Annotated in this window: 9 protein-coding genes; 4 read left to right on the top strand and 5 right to left on the bottom strand. The window is 72.4% G+C overall.

Annotation, left to right across the window (positions count from 1 at the left end; translation table 11 throughout):
• The first annotated feature begins 109 nt into the window (after positions 1–109).
• Positions 110–1510 carry an 8-oxoguanine deaminase gene (locus tag ACFWFZ_RS26590; protein WP_387125492.1) on the top strand — a complete coding sequence of 467 codons (1401 nt, stop codon included), beginning with the start codon at positions 110–112 and terminating at the stop codon, positions 1508–1510.
• A gap of 313 nt (positions 1511–1823) precedes the next feature.
• Entirely contained in the window at positions 1824–3215 is a 1392-nt protein-coding gene (locus ACFWFZ_RS26595) for a nucleobase:cation symporter-2 family protein (RefSeq protein WP_387125493.1), read from the top strand.
• 219 nt (positions 3216–3434) lie between these two features.
• On the opposite strand, the gene ACFWFZ_RS26600 is transcribed toward ACFWFZ_RS26595, so the two are convergent.
• Positions 3435–4625 carry a hypothetical protein gene (locus tag ACFWFZ_RS26600; protein WP_387125494.1) on the bottom strand — a complete coding sequence of 397 codons (1191 nt, stop codon included), beginning with the start codon at positions 4623–4625 and terminating at the stop codon, positions 3435–3437.
• A gap of 322 nt (positions 4626–4947) precedes the next feature.
• On the opposite strand from ACFWFZ_RS26600, the gene ACFWFZ_RS26605 reads away from it, so the two are divergent.
• Positions 4948–5223, top strand: coding sequence for a hypothetical protein (locus tag ACFWFZ_RS26605; protein ID WP_387125495.1), 276 nt, complete (start codon positions 4948–4950; stop codon positions 5221–5223).
• 196 nt (positions 5224–5419) lie between these two features.
• Here ACFWFZ_RS26605 and aceB read toward each other — a convergent pair whose 3' ends face one another.
• Together aceB and ACFWFZ_RS26615 are read right to left on the bottom strand one after the other, a co-directional pair.
• Positions 5420–7039 (bottom strand): malate synthase A, encoded by a 1620-nt coding sequence (gene aceB / locus ACFWFZ_RS26610; RefSeq protein ID WP_387125496.1) that lies wholly within the window; start codon positions 7037–7039, stop codon positions 5420–5422.
• A gap of 251 nt (positions 7040–7290) precedes the next feature.
• Positions 7291–7902, bottom strand: coding sequence for an NTP transferase domain-containing protein (locus ACFWFZ_RS26615; protein ID WP_387125497.1), 612 nt, complete (start codon positions 7900–7902; stop codon positions 7291–7293).
• A 238-nt stretch (positions 7903–8140) separates the two neighbouring features.
• Between ACFWFZ_RS26615 and ACFWFZ_RS26620 the strand changes: the two genes are divergently transcribed.
• Positions 8141–9628, top strand: a complete 1488-nt coding sequence (locus ACFWFZ_RS26620) for a PLP-dependent aminotransferase family protein (RefSeq protein ID WP_387125498.1) — start codon at positions 8141–8143, stop codon at positions 9626–9628.
• A gap of 54 nt (positions 9629–9682) precedes the next feature.
• On the opposite strand, the gene ACFWFZ_RS26625 is transcribed toward ACFWFZ_RS26620, so the two are convergent.
• Both ACFWFZ_RS26625 and ACFWFZ_RS26630 read right to left on the bottom strand, forming a co-directional pair.
• A complete protein-coding gene (locus ACFWFZ_RS26625) occupies positions 9683–10312 on the bottom strand; it encodes a response regulator (protein WP_387125499.1) in 630 nt (209 codons plus the stop codon).
• Entirely contained in the window at positions 10309–11586 is a 1278-nt protein-coding gene (locus tag ACFWFZ_RS26630) for a sensor histidine kinase (RefSeq protein WP_387125500.1), read from the bottom strand. Before ACFWFZ_RS26630 ends, ACFWFZ_RS26625 begins: the two co-directional genes overlap by 4 nt.
• Positions 11587–11667 lie beyond the last annotated feature (81 nt).

The following is an 11667-nucleotide window of genomic DNA, read 5'->3' on the forward strand; positions in this document are numbered from 1 at the left end:
CGCACCACACGGGGCGGCAGTACTGTCAGCTGCCAAGGCCCGGCTCCGGCACTCAAATCCCCTGGGTCCTGCCGTGCCCGCACCGCCACTGAAAGCACGAGGAAGTCCCATGGCAGCATCGGCAGCCCATGACAGCGCGGCCCCGCGCATCGTCATCGAGAACTGTGCGATCGCGACCGTCGACGCCCATGACACCGAGTACGCCTCGGGCCACGTCGTCATCGCAGGCAACAAGATCGAGTTCATCGGTGCGGGCAGGGCCCCCGAGAACCTCGACAACGTGGTCCGCCGGATCGACGGCACCGGGCACCTCGTGACCCCCGGTCTGGTCAACACGCACCACCACTTCTACCAGTGGATCACGCGTGGCCTGGCCACCGACCACAACCTCTTCAACTGGCTCGTCGCGCTGTACCCGACGTGGGCGCGCATCGACGAGCAGATGACGTACACGGCCGCGCAGGGCTCCCTCGCCGCGATGGCCAAGGGCGGTGTGACCACCGCGATGGACCACCACTACGTCTTCCCCAAGGGCTCCGGCGACCTGTCCGGCTCGATCATCCGCGCCGCGTCCGAGATGGGCGTCCGCTTCACCCTCGCCCGCGGCTCCATGGACCGCAGCGAGAAGGACGGCGGCCTGCCGCCGGACCACGCCGTCGAGACCCTCGAAGGCGCGCTGGCCGACACCGAGGCGACCGTCAAGAAGTTCCACGACGCCTCCTTCGACTCGATGATCCAGGTCGCCGTCGCCCCCTGCTCCCCCTTCTCGGTCTCCACCGAGCTGCTCAGGCAGGGCGCCGAGCTGGCCCGCCGCCTCGGCGTGCGCATGCACACGCACGGCAGCGAGACCGTCGAGGAGGAGAAGTTCTGCCACGAGCTCTTCGGCATGGGCCCGACCGACTACTTCGAGTCGACCGGCTGGCTCGGCGAGGACGTGTGGATGGCGCACAGCGTCCACATGAACGACTCCGACATCGCCGCGTTCGCCCGCACCAGGACCGGTGTCGCGCACTGCCCGTCCTCCAACGCCCGTCTGGCCGCCGGCATCGCCCGCGTCCCGGACATGCTGGCCGCCGGCGTACCGGTCGGCCTCGGCGTGGACGGCACCGCCTCCAACGAGTCCGGTGAGCTGCACACCGAGCTGCGCAACGCGCTGCTGATCAACCGTCTGAACCCGGTCCACCGCGAGCGTGCCCTGAACGCGCGCCAGGCCCTGCGCCTCGGTACGTACGGCGGCGCCCAGGTCCTCGGCCGCGCCGACAACATCGGTTCGCTGGAGGTCGGCAAGTGCGCCGACCTGGTCCTGTGGAACCTCAGCACCCTCCTGCACTCCTCGATCGCCGACCCGGTGACCGCTCTGGTCTTCGGTGCGGCCGCCCCGGTGACGGCCTCGTTCGTCAACGGCAAGCAGATCGTCGAGAACAACCGGCTGCTCTTCGCCGACGAGGACGCCATCGCGGTGTCCACGCGGGAAGAGGCCCAGCGCCTCGCGCGGATCGCGCAGGCCTGATCCCCGGGAGTCCGGCCGGGGGGGACGGCCCCCGGCCGGCCGCCGCGGACCCGAGCGGGGTCCGTGGGCAGCCGTTCCCGGGAGGCGCCCGAGGGAATCCGAAGGCGTCCCCGGGAGCGGTGACTCGTGCCACCGGCGCCATGGCGCAGCGCGGAAGCGGCGATTGGGCGAATCGTTTCTGCACCCCGTGGGGCAAGAAGTGGCTCCACCGGCTCCACCCACAACTTCACACACGCGCTCGACTCGCACCGCTTTCGCACCACCTCCATGACACCCACGTCCCTGCCGACGTGTTAACCGACCGGAGGAAGCCGTGGCCCAGCCGCCCAGGTTTCGCAAAGACGCAGTCGCAGTACCGGAGGAGAAGCACCCGGTCGACGAGACCCTGCCTCCGCTGAAGATGTTCACCAGCGGCCTGCAACACGTGGCCGCCATGTACGCGGGTGTCGTCGCCCCGCCCATGATCGTCGGCCCCGCGGTCGGACTCTCCGCCACCGAGACCGCCTTCCTGATGGGCGCCTCGCTCTTCACCGCCGGGCTCGCCACCCTCCTGCAGACCCTCGGTTTCTGGAAGGTTGGCGCCAGACTCCCCTTCGTCAACGGTGTCTCCTTCGCCGGTGTGACCCCGATGATCGCGATAGGGAAGGGGGAGGGCGCGGACGCCCTCCCCGTCATCTTCGGAGCGATCATCGTCGCCGGGGCCGTCGGCTTCCTGGCCGCCCCCTACTTCGGCAAGCTCGTCCGCTTCTTCCCGCCCGTCGTCACGGGCACGGTCATCACCCTGATCGGCGTCTCGCTCCTGCCCGTGGCCTTCAACTGGTCGCAGGGCGGCAACCGCACCGCCGCCGACTACGGCTCGATGCAGAACATCGGCCTGGCCGCCGTCACCCTGGTGATCGTCCTGCTCATGCGCAAGCTCCTGCGCGGCTTCCTCCAGCAGATCTCCATCCTGCTCGGCCTGGTCGCGGGCACCCTGATCGCGCTTCCGCTGGGAATGACCAGCTTCGACGCCGTCGAGAACGCCTCGTTGGTCGGCTTCCCGACCCCCTTCCACTTCGGCGCCCCGCAGTTCCAGGCCGCCGCGATCGTCTCGATGTGCATCGTCATGCTCGTCTGCATGACCGAGTCCACCGCCGACATCCTGGCGCTGGGCAAGATCGTCGGGCGGCCGGCGGACGAGAAGGCCATCGCGGGAGGCCTGCGCGCCGACACCCTCGGCAGCGCGATCAGCCCGCTCTTCAACGGGTTCATGTGCAGCGCCTTCGCACAGAACATCGGCCTGGTCGCCATGACCAAGGTGCGCAGCCGCTTCGTCGTCGCCGCGGGCGGCGGCATCCTGATCCTGCTGGGACTGTGCCCGATGGCGGCCTCCGTCATCGCAGTGGTGCCGCTGCCCGTCCTCGGCGGCGCCGGCATCGTCCTGTTCGGTTCGGTGGCCGCCAGCGGCATCCAGACCCTGGCCGGCGCGGCCATGGAGAAGGGCGAGAACGCCCTGATCGTCGCCGCCTCCGTGGGCATCGGGCTGATCCCGATCGCCGCGCCGGACTTCTACCACGCCTTCCCCAAGGACCTGCTGGTCGTCCTCGACTCCGGCATCAGCACCGGCTGCGTGGTGGCCATCGTGCTGAACCTGGCCTTCAACCACCTCGGAGCCAGGAAGGGCGCGGCCTCGGGGGCCGCACCCGAACCGGTGCCCGTCCACTGACCGGCCCGGCGCGCAGGTCGGGCGGCCGGTCCGGCCGCACGGCCCGGAAGGAACGACGGCGGTGCGCCCGCCACCCACTGCGGGTGTGGCGGGCGCACCGCCGTGTCCGGGTACGGGCGAACCGCCGTGCGCCCGTACGTATGTGACGGCGCGCCGGGTCAGGGCCGCCGGAGCATCAGGTCCCCGCCGGCCCGGCCGGCTCGATCACGCCGTCGAGTGCTACGGCGCCGGCGTCAGGGACATCCCCGTGTGATCGCCGCCCGCCGTGTTCTTGCAGCTGGAGGCGGATGCCGCGGGCTGTGCCACGGCCAGGGCCAGGCAGCGGCCGGCGGCCAGCTGGCCGTAGTGGTTGGGGTGCATGGACTCCTGGATCAGGCCCTGCGACTCGTTGTTGTCGATCCAGCGCGCCCACTCGCTCGTCTTCGCCGAGGCAGGGACGGTGGAGCTCACCAGCTTGCTCGACTTCGCGCACACCTCGCGTCCCTGGAGCATGTCCCGCAGGTCCAGGAACTGCACGCCCTTGGCGGCGGCCACGCCCTTGATGCGGTTCGCGATCTGCGGCACGAGCGAGTCGCGCGCCCAGTCCGAGTCCCGGTTCCAGAAGGGGCAGCCGCCCGTGTTGAGCCGGCTCCAGTCGCTCTGCGTGTACCGGTTCTCGGCGCCGCGCGGGATCGGCGACGGGTAGGACTGGAGCACGATCCGGTAGGAGGAGTCGGCGTACCCGGCCGTGCGCATCACGGCCCGGATCTCGTCGACCGACTTGCCGACGTCGGCCATGACGGCGTCGATCTTCTGGTCGACGCCGTACTGCTGGTCGTCGTAGCAGTACGAGTTCCAGATGACGAAGTCGAGGGCGCAGTCCTTGATGATGTCGGCGAAGCCCAGGTCGTTGCCGCCGATGGACAGGGCGATGACCTTGACGTCGTGGCTCGCGGCCACCGCGGCCAGCTGGTCGGCCTGCGGGGCTTCGCCCTTGTAGGAGACGCCGCCGTTGGAGGCGCGGAACACGTTCTGCGAGACGGCCCCGGAACAGGCGAGGTTCACGGCGACGTCGGCGATCGCCCCGGCGCTGCGCACCTCGGCGGAGTCGGACCGGTGGCAGCCGCCGGCCGTGGCCCCGTAGACCTTGGCGGGGTCGTAGGTGCTGCCGCCGACCCAGCCCCGGTCGGTGCCGTTGCGGCTGCCGGTGTTGGTCAGGCTGTTGCCCTTCCATCGGCCGCCCTCGCCGGATATGTAGCTGTCGCCCAGGGAGACCACGGCGGTGGGCCCGGTCCCGGAGGCGGCGACGGCGGTCCCGGGACCGCCGGCCAGCAGCGCGCCGGCGGCGAGCGGCACGGTCACGGCGGCACAGGCCAGTCGTCGCACCCGGCTGGCGGCCCGGTCCTTGCTGACGTTGCGGAATCCGATCACTGCGGAACTCCTGCGCTCGGCCACGCCGAAGCCGGCAACGACCGCATCGGCGGCGTTGCCGTTCGTGTGGCTGGGAAAGTGGGGGTACCGCCGGCCGGTGGCATCGGAAAGGTGACACGGACCCGCTTGTTACCGCTAGGTACATGCAAGTTACGAACCAGTAACGAACGATCGGTCGTTCGGTTCGGAGGTCCGCAGGTGCACCCCAACTCCCCTTCTGGGCAAATCGGCTGACGGGCAGTCCGGAGATCGTGCGCCCTGTGCAACAAAGACCACCTTCCGGGCGAGCGCAGGCACCGGGGAGGACGAGGGGACGCCACGCATGAAGTCCAGGGTTGTGGCTGCCATCGACTTCGGGACGCACGGCTCGGGGTTCGCCTGGGCGGTACTCCCGGCCGGCGCGCAAGCGCCCGACCAGCGCCAGATCGACTACCCCGACCAGTGGGACGACGCGCCCCTCACCTATCCGAAGAACCTCTCCGCCCTCTTCCTGGACCCCGACGGCAACGCCGGTTCCAGGTCCAGGTGCTGGCCCCGCGCCTCGGTCAGGCGGCGTTCAAGGCCCTGGAGGCGGCCCCGGCCCAGCTCCTGGAGTTGATGGACGACTTCGAATGGATGAAGGGACCATGCCCGCGCGCTCATCGAGAACGCGCGGCTGCGCGTGAAGCGCAAGCGCTGACCGCGGGCGGCGGGCGGCGAGGCCGGGGCGGACACGGCTCCGCCCCCGTGCCGTGGGCGGCGGGGGCGGAGCCGGCCGGGTCGGGCCGCTGTGCGTGTCGGCCGGATCCGGGCTGTCAGCCGATGAGCTGGTCGTACGCGGGGAGCGTGAGGAAGTCCGCGTAGTCGGCGTCCAGGGAGACCTTGAGGAAGAGGTCGTGGGCCTGCTGCCACTTGCCGGCCGCGAAGGCCTCCTCGCCGAGCTCCGCGCGCAGGGCGGCCAGTTCCTCGGCCGCCATCTCGCGGGTCAGTGCGGCCGTGGCGGTCTTGCCGTTCTCGAAGACGACTCCGGCGTTGATCCACTGCCAGATCTGCGAGCGGGAGATCTCGGCGGTGGCCGCGTCCTCCATCAGGCCGAAGATGCCGACGGCGCCGAGGCCGCGCAGCCAGGCCTCGATGTAGCGGATGCCGACCTGGACCGCGTTGCGCAGGCCCTCGTAGGTCGGCTTCGCGTCGAGGGAGTCGATCGCGATGAGCTCGCCCGGGGCCACCGAGACGTCCTCGCGCAGCCGGTCCTTCTGGTGGGGCTTGTCGCCGAGGACGGCGTCGAAGGAGGCCATGGCGATCGGGACCAGGTCGGGGTGGGCGACCCAGGAGCCGTCGAAGCCGTCGCCCGCCTCGCGGTCCTTGTCCGCCTTGACCTTCGCGAAGGCGATCTTGTTGGCCTCGGCGTCCTTGCGGGACGGGATGAAGGCCGCCATGCCGCCGATGGCGTGGGCGCCGCGCTTGTGGCAGGTGCGGACCAGCAGTTCGGTGTACGCGCGCATGAAGGGGGCGGTCATCGTCACCGCGTTGCGGTCCGGCAGGACGAACTTCTCGCCGCCGTCACGGAAGTTCTTCACGATGGAGAAGAGGTAGTCCCAGCGGCCCGCGTTCAGGCCCGCGGCGTGGTCGCGCAGCTCGTAGAGGATCTCGTCCATCTCGTACGCGGCGGTGATCGTCTCGATCAGGACGGTCGCGCGGACGGTGCCCTGCGGGATGCCGACGTAGTCCTGGGAGAAGACGAAGATGTCGTTCCACAGGCGCGCCTCCAGGTGCGACTCCGTCTTCGGCAGGTAGAAGTACGGGCCCTTGCCGAGGTCGATCAGGCGCTTGGCGTTGTGGAAGAAGTACAGGCCGAAGTCCACCAGTGAGCCGGAGGCCGGGCCGCCCTCGAACTGCAGGTGGCGCTCCTGAAGGTGCCAGCCGCGCGGGCGCATGACGACGGTCGCGAGCTCCTCGGCGGGCCGCAGGGCGTACGACTTGCCGGTGCGCGCGTCGGTGAAGTCGATGCGGCGCTCGTAGGCGTCGATCAGATTGAGCTGGCCGAGGACGACGTTCTCCCAGGTGGGGGCCGAGGCGTCCTCGAAGTCGGCGAGCCAGACCTTGGCGCCCGAGTTCAGGGCGTTGACGGTCATCTTGCGGTCCGTCGGACCGGTGATCTCCACACGGCGGTCGTTCAGTGCGGCCGGGGCCGGCGCCACCTTCCAGTCGCCCTCGCGGACCTGTGCGGTGTCCGGGAGGAAGTCCAGGGTGGAGGTCCGGGCGATCTCGGCACGGCGCTCGCCGCGGCGGGCGAGGAGCTCGGCGCGGCGGGGGCCGAACCGCCGGTGGAGTTCGGCCACGAAGGTGAGGGCCGCTTCGGTGAGGACTTCGTCCTGCCGCGGCAGGGGCTCGGCATCGACGATGGCCAGCGGGGACGGCGCTGGTGCGGACATAACTGTCACTCCTTCAGCGGCGGTGCCTGGCGGCCGCGGGGAATGCTCGCGCGTGACGGCACGCAGTGCCGTCGGGTGTGGAGAGCTCCGAAATACGGTCGCGGGCGCCGTCTGTGGGTTCAGGGCGCTTCTGACCAGTGGATAGTAATTTCCTCATGGTGGAAGTTCAATGGTTTGTTGATGTCGAGATTCTCCGAGTCGACAGATTCCACTTTCCGGTGGCCCTCGGTGCCACTGCCGTCACGCGGTGCTCAGAGAAGTCGGGCCAGGTCGGGCGGCGTGTCGATGTCAAAGGCCTCCGCGACGTCCGAGCACTCCACCAGCATGAGCTCTGCGGCGTGGCGCGCCAGGTGGACCCGGGCGCCCTTGTCGCCCGTGGCCGTCGCCGCGATGTCCGCCCAGCGGTCCGCCCCGAACAGCACGGGATGCCCGCGCTCCCCGCCGTACGACGCCGCCACCAGGCTCGCGGGGGAGCGGTAGGCCGCCCGGACCCGGGCCACGGCCGCCGGGCCGATGCCCGGCTGGTCGACCAGCGAGACCAGGGCCGCACCGGCGTCCGTACCGGCCAGTGAGGCGAGGCCGACCCGCAGCGAGGAACCCATCCCCTCCGCCCAGTCCGGGTTGTCCACGACCACGCAGCCGCTCAGGTCGGCGCGCTCGCGGACCTCGGCCGCCGAGGCGCCGAGGACCACGTGCACCGGGCCGCAGCCCGCCTCCCGCAGCACCCGCACGGCGTTCTCCACCAGCGGCCGGCCGCGGTAGGGCAGCAGGGCCTTGGGGCGGCCGCCGAGCCGGCGACCACCGCCGGCGGCCAGGAGGAGACCGGCGATCACGGGTGAACCGGAGTGCGTGGTGGCTGACATGCCACCGATTCTCGCTCCTGAGCGCGGACCTGCGGCCGGCGCGCCAGGGTGCGCCGTACGGAGGCCGGTGCGGCCCCGATCCGCAGCGGCCGGGCGATCCGGTTCCCGGCGGCGGCCGGCAGCGCACGCGCGTCGCGGTCGGTCAGCATCTCGGGGGTCTCCTTGCCCGTCGGGGGCCGATACCGCGAGTCTGGTCCTCGATTGGCCTGGCCGTCAGAGCCAATCAGGGGAGGTTGGCATGGCGAACGGGCGAGTGGTCCAGACAGTGGACAGAACCATCGGCAGCCGCCAACTTGCCGCGCTGCTCCCCGCCGGGGTGCTGGCCCGACCCGGCTACCGGGCGCTCGCCGACGCCGTCCGCACGCTGATCCTCGACGGCCGCATCGCCCTGCACGTCCGCCTGCCCGCCGAACGCGAACTCGCCGAAGCCGTCGGCGCCAGCCGGGCCACCGTCACCGGCGCCTACGACCTGCTGCGCGAGAGCGGCTACGTCCGCAGCCGGCGCGGCTCCGGCACCTGGACCGAGCTCCCGGAAGGCCACCGCCCCGTCGGCGCCCACGCCCTCCTCGGCGCCGACGGCCACACCGCCGACGGCGATCCCGGCATCGACCTGGCCATCGCCGCCATGAGCGCCCCCGACGGCGCCCTCGCCGACGCCCTCACCTGGGCCGCGCCACGACTGATCGACGCCGCCCGCACGCCCGGCTACCACCCCTTCGGCCTGCCCGACCTGCGTACCGCCGTCGCCGACCGCTTCACCCGGCGCGGCCTGCCCACCCGCCCCGAGCAGATCCTCGTCACCTCCGGTGCCCAGCAGGCCTTCACCCTGGTCGTCAGCCTGCTCTGCCGCGCCGGGGACCGGGTCGTCACCGAGAACCCCACCTACGCCAACGCCCTGGACGCCCTGCGCCACGCCCGCCTGCGCACCGGTTCCATCGCCGTCTCCGACTCCGGCTGGGACATGGAGATCGCCGAGTCCACGCTGCGCCAGACCGTGCCCAGGCTGGCCTACGTGATCCCCGACTTCCACAACCCGACGGGCGCCCTCATGCCCGAGGAGGAGCGGCTGCGGCTGCTCGCGGCGACCCGGCGCACCGGCACCTGGCTGGTCGTCGACGAGACCGTCGCCGACATAGCCCTGGACGTCCCCGCCCCCGCCCCCCTGGCCTCCCTGGCCCCGCGCGGCGGCGCCGACCACGTGGTGACCATCGGCTCGCTCAGCAAGACCCACTGGGGCGGCCTGCGCGTCGGCTGGGTCCGGGCCACCGCGAAGATGATCACCGAGCTGACGGCCGTACGGGTCAGCGCCGACATGACCGGCTCCGTCCTCGACCAGCTCGTCGCGCTCCCGCTGCTGGCCGGCATGGAACGCACCCTGCCCGCACGGCTCGCCGAGCTGCGGAGCCGGCGCACGGCCCTGGTGGACTCCCTCCAGCGGCACAGCCCGCAATGGTCCTGGCAGGTACCGCCGGGCGGCCTCTCGCTCTGGGTGGACCTCGGCGAACCGGTCAGCTCCGCCCTGGCCGAACGAGCCGCGGCCGCCGGAGTGCACATCGGCCGCGGCGCCCGCTTCGGCGTGGACCCGGGCACCTTCGAACACCGCCTGCGCATCCCGTACACCCTCCCCGCGGACCGCCTGGACGAGGGCGTACGCCGCCTCGCGACCGCCTTCCACGACGGCGGCCCGCTGCCCCCGTCGGTGGACCGGCCGTACTGGGTGGCGTAGGGGGCCCCTCGGCACGCACCGGGGACAGCCCGGGGGGCGCCCGGCCCCGGCGGCCTACGGAGTGCGGATCAGGCGGCGGGTGGCGGCCGCCGCCACTGCCGCCGTGCGGGACTCGACGCCCAGCTTCGCGTAGACGTGCACCAGGTGGGACTTGACCGTGGCCTGGCTGAGGAAGAGCCGCTTGGAGATCTGCTGGTTCGACAGTCCGTCCGCCACCAGCTGCAGCACCTCCAGCTCCCGTTTCGTCAGCGCCTCCGCCGGCGTCCGCATCCGGTCCATCAGGCGCAGCGCCACCGCCGGGGCCAGTGCCGACTGGCCCGCGGCGGCCGTCCGTACGGCGGCCGCCAGCTCCTCCGGCGGGGCGTCCTTGAGCAGGTAGCCCGAGGCGCCCGCCTCCACCGCCGCGAGGATGTCCGCGTCCGTGTCGTAGGTGGTCAGCACCAGCACCCGGGGGGCGCCGGAGCGAGCCGTGATCAGGGCCGTCGCCTCGGAGCCGTGCATGCCCGCGCCGAACTGCAGGTCCATCAGCACCACGTCCACCGGTTCGCGGGCGGCCAGCTCCACCGCCCGCTCGGCGGTCGCCGCCTCGGCCACCACCGCGAAGTCCGCCTCGGTGTCCAGCACCGCGCGCAGGCCCGCCCGGACCACGGGGTGGTCGTCGGCGAGCAGAAGACGGATGGTCACAGGGCCTCCACGGGTTCCGTGTGCTCCAGGTGTTCCAGCGGCAGCGGGAGGGTCACGGCCACGGCGGTGCCCTGGCCCGGGTCGGACTCCACGGTGAACAGCCCGCCCAGCGACTCCGCGCGCGAGCGCATCGCAGGCAGTCCGAAGCCCCCGTCGGCGGAGCCGGAGCCGACGCCCGGGCGCGGCGCCGCCGACGAGGGGTCGAAGCCGTCGCCGTCGTCGACGATGTCCAGCGTCACCGAGGCGTCCATGAAGGTCAGTGTGATCTCGGCGCGCCCGGCCCGGGCGTGCCGCACCACGTTGGCCAGCGCCGACTGGGCGATCCGCAGCAGCGCCACCTCGTACGGGGTGGGCAGCACCCGCGGCCGGCCGCTCAGCGAGAACCGCACCCGCGGGCCCGGCACCCCCGCGCACAGCCGCTCCAGCGCCGCAGCGAGCGAGCCGTGCTCCAGGTCCGGCGGCGTGAGGGCCCGTACGAAGCGACGCGCCTCGGCGAGGTTGTCCTGCGCGGCCTGACGGGCCTGCGCGATGTGCGGCAGGGCCGGGGCCCCCTCCGGCAGCGCCCGCTCGGCGGCCCGCAGCAGCAGCTGGATGGAGGACAGGCCCTGCGCGAGGGTGTCGTGGATCTCCCGGGCCAGGCGCTCCCTCTCGGCCAGGATCCCGGCGCCGCGTTCGGCCGCGGCCAGCTCGGCCCGCGTGGTGATCAGCTCCTCGATCAGCTCCCGGCGGCGTTCGCTCTCGCGGTACAGCGCCTGGTAGCCCAGTACGGTCGCCACGGCCACCGCCCCGCCGAGCAGCGGCCCCAGGAAGGCCCCCGGCGTCGCCGCGCTGCTGTGCGCGAGGAAGCCGCCGATGGCGGCGCAGGCGGTCACCGCGACGGCCGCGACACCCCAGCGCAGCCGCAGCAGGTGCAGTTCCAGGAAGTACAGCGGGAAGGCGATCCACAGCCCGTCGGGGGAGACCGCCAGCAGGCCCGCCCAGGCCGCCCCGAGCCCGGCCAGCCACACCGCGCCCGCCCGCTGGGAGCGGTGCACGGCGGGGGTCCGTACGCCGGCTGCGTACACGGCGGCGAGCAGCGCGCAGGCGACGACCACCCAGCCGGCCCAGGGTGCGGAGTCGGCGACGGCGCGGCCGGCGGCCAGTGCGAGCAGCCCGAGGAGCAGGGCGTGCAGGCACAGTCGCAGCACCTTCGACACGGGCGTCAGGGAGCGGGCGGCGGGCGCGGCGGGGGGCGCGCAGGCGCGGGGCGGGGCGGGGGGAGCAGCAGCAGTCATCTCCCGACCAGCGTAGAGCGGTCCCGGCCGGCCCCGGTCAACCGAAAGTTCGATGTCCGGGTGCGCCCTTCGATGCGCAGG

It is taken from the genome of Streptomyces sp. NPDC060232 (assembly GCF_042726555.1).
Taxonomy (GTDB): domain Bacteria; phylum Actinomycetota; class Actinomycetes; order Streptomycetales; family Streptomycetaceae; genus Streptomyces.

Bases quoted from the DNA above. Each gene is read 5' to 3' on its own strand.
- ACFWFZ_RS26590 (WP_387125492.1), top strand. From the start codon at position 110: ATGGCAGCATCGGCAGCCCATGACAGCGCGGCCCCGCGCATCGTCATC.
- ACFWFZ_RS26605 (WP_387125495.1), top strand. From the start codon at position 4,948: ATGAAGTCCAGGGTTGTGGCTGCCATCGACTTCGGGACGCACGGCTCG.
- aceB (WP_387125496.1), bottom strand. From the start codon at position 7,039: ATGTCCGCACCAGCGCCGTCCCCGCTGGCCATCGTCGATGCCGAGCCC.
- ACFWFZ_RS26615 (WP_387125497.1), bottom strand. From the start codon at position 7,902: ATGTCAGCCACCACGCACTCCGGTTCACCCGTGATCGCCGGTCTCCTC.
- ACFWFZ_RS26620 (WP_387125498.1), top strand. From the start codon at position 8,141: ATGGCGAACGGGCGAGTGGTCCAGACAGTGGACAGAACCATCGGCAGC.
- ACFWFZ_RS26630 (WP_387125500.1), bottom strand. From the start codon at position 11,586: ATGACTGCTGCTGCTCCCCCCGCCCCGCCCCGCGCCTGCGCGCCCCCC.